The 19,103-nt window shown below is 70.4% G+C and carries 18 protein-coding genes and 1 tRNA gene; 6 read left to right on the plus strand and 13 right to left on the minus strand.

The annotated features are described in order from the left end of the window. The first annotated feature begins 80 nt into the window (after nucleotides 1–80). Both ABMY26_RS15575 and ABMY26_RS15580 read left to right on the plus strand, forming a co-directional pair. The gene (locus tag ABMY26_RS15575; RefSeq protein WP_372398155.1) at nucleotides 81–2,243 is read left to right on the plus strand and encodes a 7TM-DISM domain-containing protein; all 2,163 of its coding nucleotides are present in this window, start codon (nucleotides 81–83) and stop codon (nucleotides 2,241–2,243) included. 89 nt (nucleotides 2,244–2,332) lie between these two features. Further along, nucleotides 2,333–4,453 carry a 7TM-DISM domain-containing protein gene (locus ABMY26_RS15580; RefSeq protein WP_372398156.1) on the plus strand — a complete coding sequence of 707 codons (2,121 nt, stop codon included), beginning with the start codon at nucleotides 2,333–2,335 and terminating at the stop codon, nucleotides 4,451–4,453. On the opposite strand, the gene ABMY26_RS15585 is transcribed toward ABMY26_RS15580, so the two are convergent. The 5 genes from ABMY26_RS15585 to msrA all read right to left on the minus strand — a co-directional run bounded on the left by ABMY26_RS15585 (nucleotide 4,447) and on the right by msrA (nucleotide 8,918). Beyond that, nucleotides 4,447–5,061, minus strand: a complete 615-nt coding sequence (locus ABMY26_RS15585; protein ID WP_372398157.1) for a pyridoxamine 5'-phosphate oxidase family protein — start codon at nucleotides 5,059–5,061, stop codon at nucleotides 4,447–4,449. The genes ABMY26_RS15580 and ABMY26_RS15585 overlap by 7 nt on opposite strands. A 10-nt stretch (nucleotides 5,062–5,071) precedes the next feature. Beyond that, on the minus strand, nucleotides 5,072–5,572 hold the full coding sequence (locus tag ABMY26_RS15590) for a DinB family protein (protein WP_372398158.1): 501 nt from the start codon (nucleotides 5,570–5,572) through the stop codon (nucleotides 5,072–5,074). A gap of 7 nt (nucleotides 5,573–5,579) precedes the next feature. Further along, entirely contained in the window at nucleotides 5,580–7,550 is a 1,971-nt protein-coding gene (locus tag ABMY26_RS15595; protein WP_372398159.1) for a DNA translocase FtsK, read from the minus strand. Further along, nucleotides 7,547–8,113 carry a PAS domain-containing protein gene (locus ABMY26_RS15600; RefSeq protein WP_372398160.1) on the minus strand — a complete coding sequence of 189 codons (567 nt, stop codon included), beginning with the start codon at nucleotides 8,111–8,113 and terminating at the stop codon, nucleotides 7,547–7,549. The genes ABMY26_RS15595 and ABMY26_RS15600 overlap by 4 nt, the downstream gene beginning before the upstream one ends. A gap of 163 nt (nucleotides 8,114–8,276) precedes the next feature. Then, entirely contained in the window at nucleotides 8,277–8,918 is a 642-nt protein-coding gene (msrA, locus tag ABMY26_RS15605; RefSeq protein WP_372399022.1) for a peptide-methionine (S)-S-oxide reductase MsrA, read from the minus strand. Nucleotides 8,919–9,119: 201 nt separating this feature from the next. On the opposite strand from msrA, the gene ABMY26_RS15610 reads away from it, so the two are divergent. Then, nucleotides 9,120–9,608, plus strand: a complete 489-nt coding sequence (locus tag ABMY26_RS15610) for a hypothetical protein (protein ID WP_372398161.1) — start codon at nucleotides 9,120–9,122, stop codon at nucleotides 9,606–9,608. Nucleotides 9,609–9,617: 9 nt separating this feature from the next. Here the strand turns inward: ABMY26_RS15610 and ABMY26_RS15615 are convergent, their stop codons facing one another. From ABMY26_RS15615 to ABMY26_RS15650, 8 genes are all read right to left on the minus strand, one after another. Then, nucleotides 9,618–10,559 (minus strand): TrmH family RNA methyltransferase, encoded by a 942-nt coding sequence (locus ABMY26_RS15615; RefSeq protein ID WP_372398162.1) that lies wholly within the window; start codon nucleotides 10,557–10,559, stop codon nucleotides 9,618–9,620. Nucleotides 10,560–10,605: 46 nt separating this feature from the next. After that, entirely contained in the window at nucleotides 10,606–11,184 is a 579-nt protein-coding gene (locus ABMY26_RS15620; RefSeq protein ID WP_372398163.1) for a YqaA family protein, read from the minus strand. Nucleotides 11,185–11,341: 157 nt separating this feature from the next. Then, a complete protein-coding gene (locus ABMY26_RS15625) occupies nucleotides 11,342–11,932 on the minus strand; it encodes a YgjV family protein (protein WP_372398164.1) in 591 nt (196 codons plus the stop codon). 290 nt (nucleotides 11,933–12,222) lie between these two features. Continuing rightward, nucleotides 12,223–13,362, minus strand: coding sequence for an acyltransferase family protein (locus ABMY26_RS15630; protein ID WP_372398165.1), 1,140 nt, complete (start codon nucleotides 13,360–13,362; stop codon nucleotides 12,223–12,225). Nucleotides 13,363–13,553: 191 nt separating this feature from the next. Continuing rightward, complete coding sequence (locus tag ABMY26_RS15635) at nucleotides 13,554–13,949, minus strand: winged helix-turn-helix domain-containing protein (RefSeq protein WP_372398166.1); 396 nt, start codon at nucleotides 13,947–13,949, stop codon at nucleotides 13,554–13,556. A gap of 78 nt (nucleotides 13,950–14,027) precedes the next feature. Next, complete coding sequence (locus ABMY26_RS15640; RefSeq protein ID WP_372398167.1) at nucleotides 14,028–15,041, minus strand: glucokinase; 1,014 nt, start codon at nucleotides 15,039–15,041, stop codon at nucleotides 14,028–14,030. Between the two features lie 51 nt (nucleotides 15,042–15,092). Beyond that, nucleotides 15,093–16,502 (minus strand): alpha,alpha-trehalose-phosphate synthase (UDP-forming), encoded by a 1,410-nt coding sequence (gene otsA / locus ABMY26_RS15645; protein ID WP_372398168.1) that lies wholly within the window; start codon nucleotides 16,500–16,502, stop codon nucleotides 15,093–15,095. Between the two features lie 584 nt (nucleotides 16,503–17,086). After that, nucleotides 17,087–18,061, minus strand: coding sequence for an N-formylglutamate amidohydrolase (locus ABMY26_RS15650; RefSeq protein ID WP_372398169.1), 975 nt, complete (start codon nucleotides 18,059–18,061; stop codon nucleotides 17,087–17,089). Nucleotides 18,062–18,247: 186 nt separating this feature from the next. On the opposite strand from ABMY26_RS15650, the gene ABMY26_RS15655 reads away from it, so the two are divergent. The 3 genes from ABMY26_RS15655 to ABMY26_RS15665 all read left to right on the plus strand — a co-directional run bounded on the left by ABMY26_RS15655 (nucleotide 18,248) and on the right by ABMY26_RS15665 (nucleotide 19,089). Then, a tRNA-Val gene (locus tag ABMY26_RS15655) sits at nucleotides 18,248–18,322 on the plus strand. 159 nt (nucleotides 18,323–18,481) lie between these two features. Further along, nucleotides 18,482–18,775, plus strand: a complete 294-nt coding sequence (locus tag ABMY26_RS15660; protein WP_372398170.1) for a type II toxin-antitoxin system CcdA family antitoxin — start codon at nucleotides 18,482–18,484, stop codon at nucleotides 18,773–18,775. Next, the gene (locus ABMY26_RS15665) at nucleotides 18,775–19,089 is read left to right on the plus strand and encodes a CcdB family protein (protein WP_372398171.1); all 315 of its coding nucleotides are present in this window, start codon (nucleotides 18,775–18,777) and stop codon (nucleotides 19,087–19,089) included. The genes ABMY26_RS15660 and ABMY26_RS15665 overlap by 1 nt, the downstream gene beginning before the upstream one ends. The last annotated feature ends 14 nt before the right edge of the window (nucleotides 19,090–19,103 follow it).

The following is a 19,103-nucleotide window of genomic DNA, read 5'->3' on the forward strand; positions in this document are numbered from 1 at the left end:
TGCGGCGGCGGGGCCGGGAGGAGCGGTCCGCATACCTGTTTAATCATTTCCTAAAACTTTAACCTTATCGACCGCTGACGATGACGAAGGACGCGATCATCGGCCGGCAGGGCGGCCAGCCGGCCGGACATGGTGCCGGCGGCGGTGGGCGGCGGAAGCCGGTGCCCGCGGCAGCGCTGTATTCCGGCGTCCATTGCTATTCCGGGCGCCATTCCGGGCGCGCGCTCCGGCGCCTGTGCACCCTCGTTTTCCTGCTCTGCGCGCTGCTGCCATGGCTTGCCGGTGCGGGCAATGCATCGGCGGGTGGGGCGGCCGACGGGCAGGTCGAGCCGCTGCGGCTGGAGGCGGCCACGGCCGGCGCGAGCCTTGCCGGCCATTTCGCCCGGCTGGTCGATCCGGAGCGCAAGCTGGGCTTCGCCGACGTCCTGCAGGCCGACGCCGCCGGATTGCTGGAGCCCCGGGCCGATTTCCGCGGCGTCGGACAGACGCGCGACATCCACTGGTACCGCTTCGACCTGCTGCGCCCGCCCGGCGTGCCGGCCGACTGGATCCTGGAGATGGGCGAGGCCTACATCGACCATCTCGACCTGTTCATTCCGAAGCCGACGCCGTCGGGGCGCCCGCCGGAGGGGGCGGAGGGCTACCGGCTGGTCCGGCTTGGCGATTTCGTGCCGTTCAGCCAGCGGCCGCTGAAGACCCGGCTGCATGCCCTGGCGCTGACCCTGCCGGAAGGGCGGCCGGTCTCGCTCTATCTGCGGGTCGATTCGATCAGCGCCATCCGCCTGTCGGCGCGGGTCTGGACGCCCGCCGCCTACATCGCGCACCAGGGCGCCGACCTGCTGTTCCAGGGGCTGTTCCTCGGCGTGCTGGGCATCCTGGCGCTGGGCTATGTCGCGCTTGGCCTGCTGCTGCGCGACGAGGCGCTGCTGGCCTATACCGGCTATGTGGCGACGGTCTTCGTCTATTACCTGTTCGCCAACGGCACCGCCGCCCTCCTGCTGCCCGACCTGCCGGGCTGGGCGTTCAACCTGGCGGTCGGGGCCAGCGGCTTTCTCGGCTTTTCCGCCGCGCTGGTCATGTGGGTCCATATCCTCGACCTGAAGGCCCATGCGCCGCTGCTGGGCCGCTGCTACCGGGGGCTGGCCCTGCTGGTGCTGCTGGCGGTGCCGACGACGGTCACCCCGCTCTATGCCCTGACCAACCCGGCGGTGACGCTGTCGGCGCTGGCGGTCGTGGCGATCGCGCTGGCGCTGACCGCGCGGCTGGCCTGGCTCACCCCCGGCGACCTCAGCCTGCGCTTCTATCTGGCCAGCACGCTGGTGTCGCTGAGCGGGCTGACGGTGGCGCAGCTGATGCTGCGCGGCGTGCTGCCGGCCGATTTCGCGGTCGCCGATCCCTATCAGGTCGCCTCGATGCTGGCGGTGCTGGTGCTGGGCGTCGGGCTGGCCCTGCGCATCGGCCGGCTGCAGGCCGAACGGCTGCGGGCGCGCGAGGAGTCCGCCTTCGCCACCAAGCGGGCGGAGGAGCAGCGCACCTTCGTCGCCATGCTGTCGCACGAGTTCCGTACCCCGCTCGCCAACATCGACAGCGCGGCGCAGATGATCGAGCTGTCGGGCGCCGTCGCGGTCCCGTCGGCGCTGAACCGCCTGGAGCGCATCCGCCTCACCACCCGCAAGATGGCCGAGCTGGTGGACCTGTTCCTATCGGCCGACGCGCTCGACCAGGGCGCGCTGGCGCTGAAGCCGGAGCCGGTGCGGCTCGGCCAGCTGATGGAGGAGGCGCTGGGCGGGCTGGAGGAACCGGAGGAGGAAAGCCGGCTGGCCGTGGCGGTGGATGCGCCGGACCTGCCGCTGCGGGTCGATGCGCCCTTCTTGGGGGTGGCGATCGGCAACCTTGCGCAGAATGCGCTGCGCTACTCCCCGCCGGAGTCGCCGGTGCGGGTGACGGCCGGGGAGGACGGCGAGGGCTGGATGGTCGTCCGCGTCGCCGACCGTGGTCGCGGCATGAGCGCGGAGGAGGTGGGGCAGATCGGGTCGATCTATTTCCGCGCCGCCTCCTCGCGCGGGACCAAGGGGGCCGGGCTGGGCCTCTACATGACGCAGAAGATCGTCGCCGCCCATGGCGGGACCCTGACCGTCGAGAGCGTGCGCGGCGAGGGGTCGGTCTTCACCATCCGGTTGCCGCCGGTCGGCGGGAAGGGCGGGGCCGGTTCTCCCGGCCCTGCCGGCACCATGTCCGGGTAAACCCATCCCTTTCGGCCGATGTGCTCTTGGCGTAAGCTCCGCCGCGTTTGGCGGGGAGCACGATCATCAGCCGGGACGGCCGACGAAGGATGCCGCATGCGATTTCGGGATCGGGCCGGGGACCGGGCGCGCATGGCCATGCGCGCCCGGTCCACTGGGCGTCCGTCCCGATCCTGTGGCTGCTGTTGTGGATGGCGGCATGTTCGGCGGCATGGCCGGCGGCGGCGCAAGCCTCCGGCACCCCGGCGGCCGAACCGCTGCGGCTGGAGGCGGCCACCGGCCGGACATCGCTGGCCGGTCATTTCGCCCGGCTGGTCGACCCAGACCACGCGCTGACCTTCGCCGACGTGCTGCGGGCCGATGCCGAGGGGCGGTTCGAACCGCAGACGCTGTTCCGCGGCGCCGGGCAGACCCCCGATGTCCATTGGTACCGTTTCGACCTGCTGCGGGAGACCGGCGCGCCGGCCGACTGGATCCTGGAACTGGGCGAGGCCTACATCGACCATCTCGACCTCCATGTTCCCGCCTCCCTTGTGCCCGGCCCCGTCGCGTCCGGCGGGGCGGCGGGCTACCGGGTCATCCGCATGGGCGATTTCGTGCCGTTCAGCCAGCGGCCGATGCGGTCCCGGCTGCACGCCACGGCGTTGACCCTGCCCGAAGGCCAACCGGTCTCGCTCTACCTGCGCGTCGAGTCGGTCAGTTCGATCACCCTGCGCGCGGCGGTCTACGCGGTGCCGGCCTTCGCCGGATACCAGATGACCAACCTGCTGTTCCTTGGCCTGTTCTTCGGCGTCCTGGCGATCCTGATGGTGGGCTATGTGGCGCTTGGCCTGCTGCTGCGCGACGGGGCGCTGCTGGCCTATACCGCCTATGTCGCCAGCGTCTTCACCTTCTACCTGTTCTCCAGCGGAATCGGGGCGCTGCTGCTTCCCGACATGCCGGGCGAACTGACCAACCTGCTGGTCGGCGGCAGCGCCTTCCTCGGCGTCGCCGCGGCCGCCGGCATGTGGGACCGCATCCTCTCGCTGCGGGTGCAGTTCCCGATCCTGCACCGCATCTATGCCGGAATCCGCTGGATGGGAATCCTGGCCGTGCCGACGGCGATGTCGCCGGCCTATTCCATCACCAACCCGGTGGTGCTCACGGTCGCCAGCCTGTCGACCCTGATCGGGGCCGCACTGTCGGTCCGGCTGGCGGTGAAGAACCCGGCCGATACGAGCGCGCGCTTCTACACCGCCGCCGCGCTCGCCGCCGTGGCCGGCCTGACGGTGACGCAGTTCACCGTGCGCGGGACCCTGCCGGTGGACCTGATGTTCGCCGATCCCTATCAGATCGCCGTGCTGGTGTCGGTGCTCTGCCTCGGCTCCGGCCTGGCGCTGCGCATCCGCCGCCTGCAGGTGGAGCGGGTGCGGGCGCAGGAGGAATCGGCCTTCGCCACCAAGCGCGCGGAGGAGCAGCGCACCTTCGTCGCCATGCTGTCGCACGAGTTCCGCACCCCGCTCGCCTCGATCCAGGGGGCGGCGCAGATGATCGAGCTGTCGGGCGAGGTGGGGACGCCGTCGATGCGGTCGCGCGTCCGCCGCATCGTCGAGACGACCCGGCGGATGTCCGACCTCGTGGAGCTGTTCCTGTCGGCCGACGCGCTGGACCAGGGGGCGCTGGCGCTGAAGCCGGAAAGCGTGCCGCTAGAGCTCGTCATCGACGAGGCGCTGGAGGGGCTGGCCGGTGCCGACGGCGAGCCGCGGCTGGCGGTGACGGTCGGGACGCCGGAGCGGCCGGTGCGGGTCGACGTCCCGTTCCTGGGGGTGGCGGTCGGCAATCTGGTGCGCAACGCGCTGCGCTACTCCCCGCCCGACACGCCGGTGCGGGTGGCGGCCGGGGTGGCGGCCGGGGTGGCGCCCGGGGCGGTGTCTGGAGCGGCGGGGGGCGAACTGGTCATCCGCGTTGCAGACCAGGGCCGCGGCATGAGCCCGGAGGAGGTGGAGCGGATCGGCTCCATCTATTTCCGCGCCGCGTCCTCGCAGGGGACCAAGGGGTCGGGGCTGGGGCTGTACATGACGCAGCGGATCGTCGCCGCCCATGGCGGAACCCTGACGGTGGAGAGCGCCGTCGGCGCCGGATCGGTCTTCACCATCCGGCTGCCCGGCGTCGGCGGGGAGGAGGCCGGCGCGGCGACCGGCCTGCCGGCAGAGCGCCTGCCCGTTCAGTAGAGGGTCTTGGGAATCCGCTCGGCCAGCGACCGCTCATAGGCCTCGCCGCCCTCGCGCCCGGCGCTGGCCTCGGCCAGCAGCGTCCCCACCGACGGCAAGGCGGCGCGCGGCACCTGTGCCGCCGGATCCCACAGGCGGGAGCGCAGCAGGGCGCGGGCGCATTGGAAGAACACGGTTTCGACGGCGACCACCAGCACCGATCTCGGCGCCTTGCCGTCGACGGCGAAGCTGTCGCACAGATCCCGGTCGGCGTCGATCGTCGCCCGGCCGTTGACGCGCAGCGTCTCGTTCATCCCCGGCACCAGGAACAGCAGCCCGACCCGCGGGTCGGCCAGGATGTTGCGCAGGCTGTCGATGCGGTTGTTGCCGCGGCGGTCCGGGATCAGCAGCGTGCGCTCGTCCGCCACCCGGACGAAGCCCGGCCCGTCGCCGCGCGGCGAGGCGTCGAGGCCGCCCGGCCCGCTGGTGGCGAGGATCAGGAAGGGCGACGCCTCGATCAGCGCACGGTAGCCGGGGGTCAGCGCCGGCACCTCCTTGGCGAGGGAGGGGGCCGCCGGCTGGCCATAGAGCGCCTCCAGCGCGGCAAGGTCGGCGACCGGCCGGCTCATCGGGACGCCCTCATCGCAAGTCGAGCAGGAAATAGACGAAGTCGAGCACCGGGGTCTTCAGCCCGAACTGGCTCAGCAGCGAGTGCGCCTGTCCGCGATGGTGGGTCTGGTGGTTGAAGATGTGCGTCACCACCTGGGCGAAGGGCAGTTCGAAGGGGACGCCGGCGGTGTTGCGGTAGGCGAGGATCGTCTCGAACCGCTCCGCCGGGGTATCGGCGACCACGCGCAGGATGCGCTCGTCCTCCGCCTCGCGGGCGGCGCGCAGGCCGGCGAAATCGCCGTGGAGGATTTCGTCGAGCGAGGACGGCTTGGGTCCGCATCCCTCGATCCGCTCCAGCCACAGCCGGTCGGCGACCAGGATATGGTTCAGCGTGCCGCACAGCGAGCCGAAGAAGGCGCCGCGGTCCTCGACGAACTGCGCTCCGGTCAGCGCCGCCGCGGCCTCGTAGAGCCGCCGGTTGGCCCAGCGGTTGTAGCGGGCGAGGGTCTCGAAATGGGGCTTGGGATCCATCGCTCCCTCACACTCCTGCGCGCTTGGCCGACAGGCCGGCGTGGGACAGCAGAACCTCGCGCTTGCCCTGGTGGTTGGCCGGGCCGACCACCCGCTCGGTCTCCATCCGCTCGACCAGCCGGGCGGCGCGGTTGTAGCCGATCTGGAGCTGGCGCTGGATGAAGCTGACCGACACCTTGCCCTCGCGCACCACGAGGTTGACCGCCTGCATGTAGAGGTCGTCGCCGGTGGCGCCCGAACCGCCCTCCTCGTCCTCCACCGTGGCGGCTTCCTCCTCCTCCTCGGTGATGGCGGTGACGTAGTTGGGGGCACCCTGGGCCTTGACGTACTGGACGATCTCCTCGACCTCCGAATCGGAGACGAAGGGGCCGTGGACGCGGGTGATGCGGCCGCCGCCCTGCATGTAGAGCATGTCGCCCTGGCCGAGCAGCTGCTCCGCCCCCGCCTCGCCCAGGATGGTGCGGCTGTCGATCTTGCTGGTGACCTGGAAGCTGATGCGGGTCGGGAAATTGGCCTTGATGGTGCCGGTGATGACGTCGACCGAGGGACGCTGCGTCGCCATGATCAGGTGGATGCCGGCGGCGCGCGCCATCTGGGCCAGACGCTGGATCGCCGCCTCGATTTCCTTGCCGGCGACCAGCATCAGGTCGGCCATCTCGTCGACGATGACGACGATGTAGGGCAGCGGCGTCGGCTCCGACGGGGTCAGGTCGAAGACGTTCTCCGGCTCGCCGGGCGGGGTGGCGCGGCGCGGCATCTTCTCGCCGGCGGCGATCATCTCGGCCATGCGGGCGTTGTAGCCCTCGATGTTGCGCACGCCGAGCTTGGACATCGCCTCGTAGCGGCTTTCCATCTCGCGCACGGCCCAGCGCAGGGCCACCACCGCCTTCTTGGGATCGGTGACGACGGGGGTCAGCAGGTGCGGGATGCCGTCATAGACCGACAGCTCCAGCATCTTGGGATCGACCATGATGAAGCGGCAGCGCTCCGGCGGCAGCCGGTAGAGCAGCGACAGGATCATGGTGTTGATCGCCACCGACTTGCCCGAGCCGGTGGTGCCGGCGACCAGCAGGTGCGGCATGCGGGCGAGGTCGGCCACCACCGGCTCGCCGCTGATGTCCTTGCCGAGCGCGATGGCGAGCTGGGCGCCGGTGTTGCGGAAGGCGTCGTGGTCGAAGCTCTCGCGCAGATAGACCATCTCGCGCACCGGGTTCGGCAGCTCGACGCCGATCACGCTGCGGCCGGGGACGATGGCGATGCGGGCGGTGACCACGCTCATCGAGCGGGCGATGTCGTCGGTCAGGTTGATGACGGTGGCCGACTTGGTGCCGGGAGCCGGCTCGAACTCGTAGAGGGTGACGACCGGGCCGGGCCGCACGTCCATGATCTCGCCGCGGACGCGGAAGTTCTTCAGGACGGTTTCCAGCATTCGCGCGTTGCGGGCCAGCACCGCCTCGTCATGCTGCTGCACCGGGCGCGGCGGCGGGGTCTGCAGCAGGGAGACCGTCGGCAGCGAATAGGTCGCCGGATAGTCGGCCGGGTCCGAGGCAGCGGCGGGCGTGGAGACGGCGGGCGTGGATACGGGGGCGGGCGCGGCGGCTTGAGCCGTTTCGGGGGCTGGAGCGGGGCCCGGGGCGGGAGCCGGCACCGGGTCGGGGGCAGGCGCCGCCTCGCACGGGGCGGCGGCCTCGGGCTCGGCCGGTTCGCGCGCCTCGTAGGCCCATTCGACGCCCGACAGGAAGGCGAAGCCGGCGACCACCGCCAGCGCCTCGTCCGACAGGTTGGTGGAATAGACGGTGCCGGCGCGCGGCGTGCCGGGCAGAACCTCGACATCCCACAGCGCGCGGCCGTCGGACCGCGGGTTGGGGACCAGATTGAAGGGGCGGCCGTTCAGCGCGCACCACAGGTTGAACTCGTCGGCGGTCACCACGCCCGCCTGGGTGGGCGGGGCGGCGAGATGCGGCATACGCGGGGTCATGCCGAGGCTCCCGGCTTCTGAACGGTGAGGGGGACCGGACCTGAGGAGGCGCCGGGCGCCGGGGAGTGCCCTGGGGAGTGCCCCTGGGAGGGAACCGGCGGACGGGCCGCCAGTTCGCGCGGCGTCATCTCGTAGGCGGCGACCAGCAGCTTGTCGATGCTGGTGCCGTCGCTGGACATCGGCAGCACCAGCCGTTCGAAGCTGCGGGTGCGCCCGCCGAAGACGGCGGTGTGGACACGGGCGACGGGCAGCCGTTCGCGGCGCACCGTCTCGTATTCGGGCTGGAGCACGGCGCGCTGTTCCGGCGGCAGGTCGTCCAGCGTGGCGCCCAGGCGCGATTGCCCGAAGGCGGCGACCAGCGCCCGGCCATAATAGGAATAGACGAAGGTGCCGGATTCCTCTCCGATCACCTCGAACACGACGATGTTGTCCTTCCACGGCCGCAGGTCGGCCGGGGCGATGCTGCTGGGGACCGGCGGACGGCCGGCGACGGACTTGGTGAGCCAGAATTCGAGCAGGCCGCTGAGATACGGCGTCGCCAGCTCGGTTCTTTCCTTGGTCATGACAATCGCAGCTGGACGGGCGGCGCCCCTGCGGTCGGGTGCCGCCGGAGCTTTCAAGAGCCGCCCGAACCATACCCGCAAGGGCCGGTGCGGCGCAACCGCAAGGGCTTAGCCCGAACGGTCGCCGGCCGGCGTGGCGTTGCCCGGGTCGACCGGGCCTTCCTCATGCGGCGCAGGTGACGCCGGTGCCGCCGAGGCCGCAATAGCCGTTGGGGTTCTTGGCCAGATACTGCTGATGATAGCCCTCGGCGAAATAGAAGGGCGGCGCGTCGCGGATCTCGGTGGTGACCGGGCCGTAGCCGGCCTCGGCCAGCCGCTCCTGGTAGGCGGCGAGGCTCGCCTCCGCCGCCGCCCGCTGGGCCGGCGTGTGGGTGTAGACGGCGGAACGGTACTGGGTGCCGACGTCGTTGCCCTGGCGCATGCCCTGGGTCGGGTCGTGCGATTCCCAGAAGACGCGCAGCAGATCGGCTGCCGTCACCATCGCCGGGTCGTAGACGACGCGCACCGCCTCGGTATGGCCGGTGCGGCCGGAGCAGACCTCCTCGTAGGTCGGGTTCGGGGTATGGCCGCCCTGGTAGCCGACGGCGGTCACCCAGATGCCGGGAACCTGCCAGAACTTGCGCTCAGCCCCCCAGAAGCAGCCGAGTCCGAGATCGAGCACCTCCAGCCCCGGCGGATAGGGCGGGGTCAGGCGGTGGCCGTTGACGTGATGCTGCCCGGGCACCGGAATCGCTTCGCTGCGGCCGGGCAGTGCCTCTTCCGGGGTCGGCAGCGTCGCCGGCTTGCGAAGATAATGCCCCAGCATGGTCGGGTCTCCCATCGATGACTGTTCTTCGGATCGCTGACGATCCTTCGGAGGGACCCCTTATGTCGGGTCGCGGCGGGGCTGCGGCAAGGTGGCGCAGGCGGCGGCGCCGGAAGAACGCCCGCGGAATGGACCTTTGCGCGGCCTTGCGCGTTTGACGTCACAACCCCGTGAGGATCTTTGGATAAGGAGACCGCCATCATGGCCAGCGCTGCCCCCGGCACCACCGCCGCCGCCACCGCCGCCGACACCCGTCTCGTCGAGTCCCTGATCGACCAGGGCCGCCGCACAGGCAACCGCCTGAGCGCCGAGGCGCTGGGCGCCATCCTGCCGGTGGACAGCATGACGCCGGAGGAGACCGCCGCGGTGATCGAGCGGGTCGAGGCCGCCGGCATCGAGGTCGAGCTGGACGATTCCCGCCTGATGCATGGCCGCCCCAACCCGGCGCTGGCGCGTCCGGCCGGCGACTATCGCCGCGGCGACGGCGTGGTCGACATGGCCAGCCCGGCGGCGCCCGCGGTGTCGGCCCCCGGTGCTGCACCCTCCCGCCATGGCTGGGCCGATGACATCGCCGACGGCCATGCCGGCGGCCATGGCAGGGCGCCGACCTGGCAGCGCAACGGGGTGGAGATGCTGCCGCTCGCCTCGGTCGCGCTGGTCGCGGTCGTGCTGATCGCCCTGCTCGGGTAAGGAAACGGCCTACCCGGCCGCCAGGGCGTGGATGAGGATGGCGGCGGTGGCGGCGACGTTCAGCGACTGGACGCGCCCGCTGCCGGGGATGGTCAGCACCGCGTCGCAGGCGGCGAGCGTGGCCGGCGGGATGCCGTCCTCCTCGTTGCCGAGCACGATTGCCGGCGGTTTTGCGGCGTGCGGCTTGGCGCTGCCTTGGCCGGTTCCGCCGCTCCGCCAGCCGGCGAGCGCGCCGGTGTCGACCGTCGGCCGGCTCTGGTCCAGTGCGGTGCCGAACACCCGGTGGCTGGCGCGCAGCCGCTTCAGCAGGGCCGACAGGGCGGGCGCCCGTTCCAGCGCCACCCACTCGAACCCGCCCTCGGCGACGCGGTAGGCGGCTTCCGACGGCAGCGCCTGGCCGGGATGGTCGGAGACGAGAACGCGGGGCAGGCCGAAGAAGGCCGCGGTGCGCAGGATGGCGCCCAGATTGTGCGGATTGCCGATCCCGTCCAGGATCAGCAGCGGTTCGGGAGCCCGCCGCGCGGCCTCCGCATCGAACAGCGGCAGCGTCCGCGGCGCCATCAGCGCCACCACCCCGCCATGCAGCACGGTGCCGGCGACCTTGGCCAGCTCCTCGGCCTCCACCATGCGGTAGGGCTTGCGGGCCGCCGCCATCGCCTTGCAATAGGCTCCGACCGCCGGCTTCAGCCGTTCGTCGAAGAACAGGCGTTCGACACGCTCCGGCTCATGGGCGAACAGGGACGAGACGGCGGCCAGCCCGGCGACTCGGAACAGCTTGCGCGTTTCGGCCTGGGCCTGAACTTGGGCGGCCTGGGCGGAGTCGCGGTCGGCCGCGCCGGGAGCGGACGGGCCGCGCCGGGAGCCGGGTCTGGGGCCTGGAGGCTGGCCGTGCTGCGGGCCGGCTTGCGGGCGGGCGCGGTCGGAATGGGGCGGGCGCCCGCGGGGAGGCATGGATATCCTGTCCTGTCGGCCTGCGATGGCGGTTTGCGGTGGTGGGTTACAGCAGCTTCACCACCAGGAAACCGCCGATCAGCGTCACCGCGAACACGCTGGTGACCAGGGTCAGCCGCTTTTCGATGAAGGCGCGGATCGGCGGGCCGAAGAAATACAGCAGGGCGGCGACCAGATAGAAGCGGATCGCCCGTGAGACGATCGAGGCGCCGATGAACACCCACAGCGGCAGATGGGCCACGCCGGCTGTGATGGTCAGCAGCTTGTAGGGGATGGGCGTCATGCCCTTGATGATCAGGATCTCGGCCCCGTACTCGACGAAGGTCAGCCGCAGCTGCTCGAACTTGTCGGTCAGGTGGTAGAAGTCGATGACCCAGCGGCCGATCGTCTCGTAGAGGAAATAGCCGATCATGTAGCCGGCGATGCCGCCGACGACCGAGGCCAGCGTACAGATCGTCGCCAGCCTCCAGGCCGCCTGCCGGTTGGCGATGATCATCGGCACCAGCAGCAGATCCGGCGGCAGCGGGAAGAAGGAGCTTTCGGCGAAGGAGACGCCGGCCAGCCATTTGGTCGAATCCTTCGACGCCGCCTTGGCCATGGTCCAGTCGTAGAGACGCTTCAGCATGGATGGGCCGCCCTTCGTCGCTGCCGTTGCGGTGCACGCGCTTCTTTTAGGCGGGACGGTGCCGGTGCGCCAGTGCCCAATTCGATCGCCCCCGGACTGGGCGGACCCATCCGGAGGCGGTAGCCCCTTCCGGTTCGCCCGGCCGTCCGGCCTCGGGTCAGGCGGCGGCCAGCCCGCCGGACGTCGCATTGGCATTGGCGGCGGGCGCGGCCGCCGCCGCCGCCGCCGGCAGGGCGGCCTTGCGCCGCTCGCTGCGCAGGCGCAGCAGGTTGGCGGCGGCGGCGAAGGCGTCCGACGCCATGGCGAAGGGCGACATCACCAGCGCGTTGTGGCTGACCCAGAAGGCACCGGCGACCAGCAGCAGCAGGCGCATGCGCAGCGCGTCCGACTGCCAGCGCGCCAGCGTCGAGAAGGTGATGCCCAGGCTGGACAGCGCCGACGGCAGGCCCGACCAGGTCAGGGCGGCGATGCCTGCGATGGCCGGCACCGTGGCGGCGAAGACCGCGGTCTGCCAGCGGTTCCGCCCCTCCGGCATGGCTGCCAGGGCCTGCACCACCACCAGCAGGCACAGCGCCGCGGCGGTGTGGGCGCCCAGCAGCACATAGTGGGTGATGAACATCAGGTTGGTCGCGGCCTGCCCGGCCAGCAGGGAACGGCGCTTCTTCATCAGCGGCCACAGGCACGAACCGGCGAAGGCGGCGGCGCCGAAGGCATCGGCGGCGGTGAAGGGCAGGGGAAGGGACAGCATGGCGGGGCGGGGTGCTCGGGTGGTGAGGGGCAGGGCATGCCGGTGCGGCGCCGCGGCTGCGGCCCGTTTGGGGATCGGATGGCCGGATGAGGGCTGGTCGGGAAAGGCGTCTGTTGCCGATCGGTCACGCTGGCGCCGGGCTGCAACAGAGCCATATGTACGGCGCCGCGCCGCCCCGCGCCACCGGACTTCCCGTTGCCCAGGGCTGCATCGCATGCATGGAAGAAAAAGCGGACGGCAGTGCTTCGGTTGGTTTTGCCGATACTTCGCGGACTGCCCTGTCCCGTCGATCAGGCGGCGACGGCCGGGGATGGCCGTGCCGCGTCGAGCATGTAGGTCTTCCGCATCTTCATGAACGGCTGTTCGATCGCGTGGAAGGTCAGCGCCGACAGGGCGATGGAGGCCGGCAGCACGACGGCGGTGCAGACCAGCAGCGCATTGACATGCGGGTTGGGCACCAGCGTCAGGGCGCCCATGTGCTTGGCGACCTGGGTGATGACGATGAAGTTGGTCAGGTAGATGGAGTAGGAGATCGAGCCGACATAGGCCGCGGCCATCGACAGGATGCGGGAGCCGGGGATGCGGACCGACAGGCAGGTCACGACGACCAGCGCCCAGCCGCAGGCCTCGACGGTGGGCCAGGCGGTCTTCCAGGTGGCGATCACCGGATAGCCGCCGGCCCGATGGAAGATGGTGACGACGGCCAGCATCAGCAGGCATGAGGGAAGGAAGGCGCGGCCGAGCCATGGGCCGATCCGCGGATCGTTTCCATGGCGGCGCAGGGCGACGGCCGCGATCATGCCGATCAGGAACTGGTCGATGCGTCCGACGATCGTCCAGTAGGCCACCGCGCGGGAGTTGGCGCCGAACTGGTCGGCGATGAGGCGATAGGCCAGGGCGCACAGCACCATCAGCATCAGCTGGGGGCATCCCTGCCGGTTCAGGATCGACAGCAGGAACGGAAAGATCAGGTAGAACTGGAACTCGATCGCGACCGTCCAGAACAGGCTGGTCGCCACGCCGTAGGTCGCCTTGTTCCCGGCATTGAGGAAGGGGATCGCCATCTCGACGATCCTGCCGGGATCGACGGCGTCCGGGTGCATGGCGATGCCGACAAGAAGAAGCCAGGCATAGAGCGGGTAGATCCGCAGCAGGCGGTTTCTCAGGAAGCCGGAATAGGCGACCTCGCGGCCGTTCGCGCCCCATGTGAAGATGAAGCCCGACAGGACCATGAAAAGCGCGACGCCGGTGTGCCCCTCGACCACCATCGCCAGAAACGGGTTCTTCGTGTGGATCCAGCCCTCGACCTGGCCCCCGCCGGGCGACTGGGGAAGCAGCTGGAGCGAGTGGTAATACAGGACGATGAGCGCCGCAAAGGCACGGAGATGGTCGAGCCGTGGAAGATAGGCGATGTTGACGGATTTGGTCATTGCGGCGCACTGCAACTTCTTATTGTTAACGCAAGGCGTGTCTTACGCGGAGCCGCGTGCGGGGCGCTCCCTGACCGGTCCTGCCGGTATCGGCACGCCGCGTCAGGTTGTTCTTCGAGATGGCCGGGAGTGTCAAGCCGTCGCTTGCGCGGCCTTGCCGGGCAGGCGCGGGCGAAGCGGGCAGGGAGGCGTCAGGACGGGTCGCCGTCCCGCTCCGCCACCGCGGCCGCATCCGCCTCCGCTTCCGTCTCCGCCTTCAGCGTTTCGTCGAGCCAGCGCAGATGGGGTTCGGCCGCCTTGCGGGCCTCTTCCTGCACCTGGCGGTAACGGGCGACGACCTCCTGGCCGAGCGGGGTCAGGCCGGCGCCGCCGCCCTCGCGGCCGCCGACGCTGGTGCGGATCACCGGCTCGCGGAAGGCGGTGTTCATCGTCTCCACCAGGAACCAGGCGCGGCGGAAGGTCATGCCCAGCGACCGCGCCGCGGCGGAGATCGAGCCGGTGCGGTCGATGGCCTCCAGCAGCGCGATCTTGCCGGGGCCGATGGCGCCCGACGGGTGCAGGAAGCGGACACGAAGGTCGGTGGCCATGGCGTTCCGTTGCGATCCGATGGAGGGACGGCAACAACCATGTGGGGCCGGCCCCGCCGGTTCAAGCCTCAAACCTGCCTAGTCCGCCCCGGCCGCCTCCGCCAGCCCGAGGAAGGCGGGCAGCTCGTGGGTGACGACATAGGTCGGGACGGGGGCCAGGAAGTCCCGCATCCGGCCCTTCTCGGTGAAGCGCTTGCGGAAGCGGGAATGGGTGAAGAAGGTCCCCAGCTTCGGCACCACGCCGCCGGCGATGTAGACGCCGCCGCGCGCACCCAGTGTGAGGGCCAGGTTGCCGGCGACGGTGCCCAGCATGGCGCAGAACATCTCCACCGCCTCGACGCAATGGGGATCGCCGCCGGCCAGCGCGGCGTCGGCGATCCGGGCCGGGTCGAGGGCGGCCGGCTCGCGGCCGTCGAGGATCGACAGCGCCTCGTACAGGTTGACGATGCCCGGGCCGGACAGCACCCGCTCGGCGGAGACATGCTCGAAGCGCTTGCGCAACTGGCCGAGCACGGCGCTCTCGCGGTCGCTGACCGGCGCCATGGTGACATGGCCGCCCTCGCCCGACAGCGCGGTCCAGCGGCCGGCGGCGCCGGGCACCAGCCCCGACACGCCGAGCCCGCTGCCCGGCCCCAGCACCGCGACCACCGCGCCCGGCTGCGGGGTGCCGTCGCCGATCTGGCGCCGGTCCTCCTCGGCCAGCCGCGGCACCGACAGGGCGACGGCGGTGAAGTCGTTGATCACCGCCAGCCGGTCGAGCCCCAGCGCGTCGCGCACCCGGCCGGTCGAGAATTCCCAGACCAGATTGGTCATGGCGACATGGTCGCCGGTGACCGGCCCGGCCACCGCGAAGGCGCCGCGCCGCGGCCGGCCGGGGGTGCCGGGCGCAGCCAGACCGACCGCCGACAGGTAGGCGGTGGCCGCGTCGTCGATCGAGGCGTAGTCGGCGCAGCGCAGCACCCGGGTGTCGCGCACCTGCCGCCCGTCGATCAGGCCGAAGCGGGCATTGGTGCCGCCGATGTCGGCGACCAGGATGGGGGAGCCGGCGGGAGCGGCGAAACCGGTGGCGGTGGGGGCGAGATCGGTGTCCATGGATCCGGGTCTGCGGTTGGGGCCTGCGACGAAGGCGGGATGGGCGGATGCTCAGGTGACCGGAAAGTCATACGGTGCGCGGGTCAGCGCGTCCACATAGCTTTCCCGCCACCAGCCGATGTCGTGCTGCCGCAGGGTCCGCATCAGGGCGGCGTGGCGCTCCTTGCGCTCGCCCAGCGGCATGGTCAGCGCCCGCTGCAGGGCGTCGCCGACGCCTTCGATGTCGAACGGGTTGACGATCAGCGCCTCCCCCATCTCCTGCGCCGCCCCGGCGAACTGCGACAGCACCAGCACGCCCGGATTGTCGGCATCCTGGCAGGCGACATATTCCTTGGCGACCAGATTCATGCCGTCGCGCAGCGGCGTCACCAGCCCGACATTGGCCAGCCGGTAGAAGCCGGCCAGCACGCGCTGGCCGAAGCTGCGGTTCAGGTAGCGGATCGGCTGCCAGTCGAATTCGGCGAAGCGGCCGTTGATTCGGCCGGCCATCTCCGACAGCTCGCGGCGGATGGCGATGTATTCCGGCACGTCCTCGCGGCTCGGCGGGGCGACCTGCAGGAAGGAGACGCGGTTGCAATGCTCCGGGTAGCTTTCCAGCAGCTGCTCGAAGGCGGCGAAGCGCTGGGGCAGGCCCTTGGAATAGTCCAGCCGGTCGACGCCGATGATCAGCCGGCGCCCGACCAGGCTCTCGCGCAGCCGTTCGGCCTGGCGCGAGCGGCCGGCGGTGCGGGCCAGGCTCTCCAGCGCCGGGGTGTCGATGCTGATGGGGAAGACCTTGGCCATCAGGGTGCGTCCGAAGGCGCGGATCGTGGCGCTGCCGTAGGCGCCGCGCTGTTCGACGGTGCCGTCGGTTTCGGTACGGATGTAGTCGCAGAAGCCGCGCATGTCGGTGGCGGTGTGGAAGCCGACCAGATCGTAGGCGCACAGCTCGCGGATCAGGTCGCGGTGGTTGGGCAGGGCGGTCAGCAGTTCCGGCGGGGGAAAGGGCGTGTGCAGGAAGAAGCCCATGCGCTGCGAACAGCCGCGGCGGCGCAGCTCGTCGCCGAAGGGGATCAGGTGATAGTCGTGGACCCAGACCATGTCGTCGGGGCGCAGCAGCGGCTCCAGCTTGTCGGCGAAATAGGCGTTGACCCGTTCGTACCCTTCGCGCGTCCGCCGGTTCACCGAGATCAGGCCAAGCCGGTAATGGAACAGCGGCCATAAGGTCTGGTTGGCGAATCCGTTGTAATATTCCTCATGGTCGCGGCGGCCGAGATCCAGCGTGGCGTAGGTCAGCTTGCCCACCTCCGTCCTGGTCGGTTCCGCCTGGGACTCGCCGTCGACGACGTTTCCGCTCCACCCGAACCAGATGCCTCCGGTCTTCTTCAGGGCCGCCAGGATGGCGACGGCGAGACCGCCGGCCGCCTGCTTGCCCTCTTCCATCAGGGCCACCCGGTTGGATACGGCCACGAGCCTGCTCACGATGTTCTTCTCCTTATTGGCCGCCGGCAGGGCGTTTGCGCGGTCCCGAGGGGCCTGGAGGCCATGGCGGTGGTCCATGGCGCAGACCCGGTTCGGGACAGCTCTGAAACGACCGTCGGCGGGCTTGGTTCCGAAGACCGGACACCGGACCGGTGCGTCGGGCCGGAAACTCGGTCCGAAGTGCCGGCCATCCCTGCCCATTCGGTCAGGCCACTCCGCCTTCGGTCATTGTGCGGTGCAGCGAAACTGCTGTGGCACTATCCGGTTCGCACTACCTCCACTTCGAGTAAGGTTATGAAATGAAAAAGAAATTCATTTTCATCTTGAAGCCGGGCGGGGGCGCGTTCATATTGTGCAGTGCGGCAACGGTCGCGCCTCGGCGTGGGTGTTGGCGTAACGCACTTCTTGGGCGTTTCCTCCCTAGACTGAGGCCGCGGGTTCGCCCGCGGCCCTTTTTTTGTGCCCATGGCAGGGGTGCAAGGGCGCAAGCCGCCCGCAAGCCGAGGCCTGGCCGCAAGACCGATAAGCGCGAACTGTGGCGTGGAGAGGGCGGTTCAGGCGGATCCGCCGGTATTGCCGGGACTTTAGCGCGGTCCCAGCCCGTCCGGCGGCAGCAGCCCCAGCGTGTCGACAAGTTCGGTCATGTGGCGGGCCAGCACGTCCAGATAAGGCAGGCGGCTCAGCGCCGTCTCGTCCATGTAGAGGTCGCGGGCGATCTCGATCTGCAGCGCGTGGATGCCCTGGCGCGGCCGGCCGTAATGTCGGGTGGTGTAGCCGCCGGCATAGGGATTGTTGCGGCTGACGGCATAGCCCAGCCCGCGCAGGAAATCCTCCGCCGCGTCGATCACCGCGGCGGCACAGGCGTTGCCGTAGCAGTCGCCCAGCACGATGTCGGGCTGGCTGGCGCCGCGCCCGCCGCTGCGTCCCCCACCCTGCCCGGCACCCCGTCCATTGGCCGCGGCGCCGGCCGACGGCATGGAATGGCAATCGACCAGCAGGGCATGGCCGAAGGCGTCGCGGGTCGCGTCCACCAGGTCGCGCAGCGCGGTGTGATAGGGGGTGTAGCAGCGGCCGACCCGGTCCAGCGCCTCGGCGAAGCGCAGCTTTCCCTTGTAGATGTCCTCGCCGTTGGCCACCACGCGGGCGATGGTGCCCAGCCCTGCCGCGACCCGCGGCGAGCGGGTGTTGACGTAGGCCGGCAGCGGGTCGGCGAACATCTCCGGATCCAGTTCGTAGGCCTCGCGGTTGACATCCAGATAGGCGCGCGGGAACAGGGCGCGGATCAGCGGCACGCCGAAGCCGGGGGCGAAGGCGAAGATCTCGTCGACGAAGCAGTCCTCCGACTTGCGCAGAGCGCGGGCATCCAGGCGGGAGGAGGCGAGGAAGGCGGCGGAATAGATGTTACCGCTGTGCGGCGAGGCGAGCACGAGCGGCAGCCTCTGGCTCTGCGGGGCCAGAATCTCGAAGGCCGGGGCGTTTGCGGCCGGGCCGGGGGTGGGATCCGGGGCCGCATCGGGGCCGGCGTCGGCGTCGCGTTGCGCGTCGAAGGAGGCATCCATGGTCGAATGATGTAATGGACGCCGGCCGCCGTGTCACGGGAGCGCCCGTGCGGGCGCGGCCATCGGATAAAAAAAGCATATGGCGCGATGAAAGGGCTTGCACGCCCATGCCGGGGCCGGTATACACCCGCCCACGCCGGACGGAACGACGCCAAGCGCGCCGCAGCCGCCACCGGATGCCATAGTGGGCGGTTAGCTCAGCGGGAGAGCACTACGTTGACATCGTAGGGGTCACTGGTTCAATCCCAGTACCGCCCACCATCTTGAAGGCCGCGAACCTGAACGGGTTCGCGGCCTTCGCCATTTCCGGTCCCTTTTCCGGAGCCGCTCCGTGCCGGGGCCGTATGCCGGGGTGACGGCTGCCTTCTTGTCCGCCTCGTCAGTGCGCATTACCATACACATGGCATGGTGGAGGATGGCATGAGTCACATCCAGCGGACCGAGGCGGGCTATGATGTCGGAGCCTCGAAGAAGCGCGTCAACCTCACCCTGAACGAGGATCTCGTTCGAGTCGCCCAAGGCTACACCGACAACCTCTCCGGCACCATCGAGACGCTCCTCGCGACCTGGGCGCAGACCGAACGGCGGAAGCGGGAGGACGATCAGGAACACCGCCGGAAGGTCGCCGCGGCGTGGAACGCGTTCGACGAACGGCATGGCCGTTTCGCCGACGAGTGGAACCGTGACTTCATGCCGGACGACGAGAGCCGCTGATGCCGCAGTTCGACGTCCACCGCAACCCGGGGCGAACCAGGGCCGCGATTCCGTTCGTCCTTGTCGTCCAGGGCGACCGCTGGAAGGACCGCGCCGACCGGGTCGTCGTGCCGCTGGTCCTGGCGAGCGAGGTCGGATACCGCGACCCGATCCTCAACCCGGATTTCACCATCGACGGCACGGCGGTCATCCTGAACCCGCTCCAACTGGCGACCATCCCCACCCGCGTGCTCGGCCCCGCCGTAGGAAGCCTCGACGGCGCGCGCATCCGGGTCATCGCGGCGCTTGATGCGACGATCGCCCAGGGAGCGTAAACGCCGCGTCGCCT

The sequence above is a fragment of the Azospirillum sp. HJ39 genome (assembly GCF_041507355.1).
In the GTDB taxonomy this organism is placed as follows: Bacteria; Pseudomonadota; Alphaproteobacteria; order Azospirillales; family Azospirillaceae; genus Azospirillum; species Azospirillum thiophilum.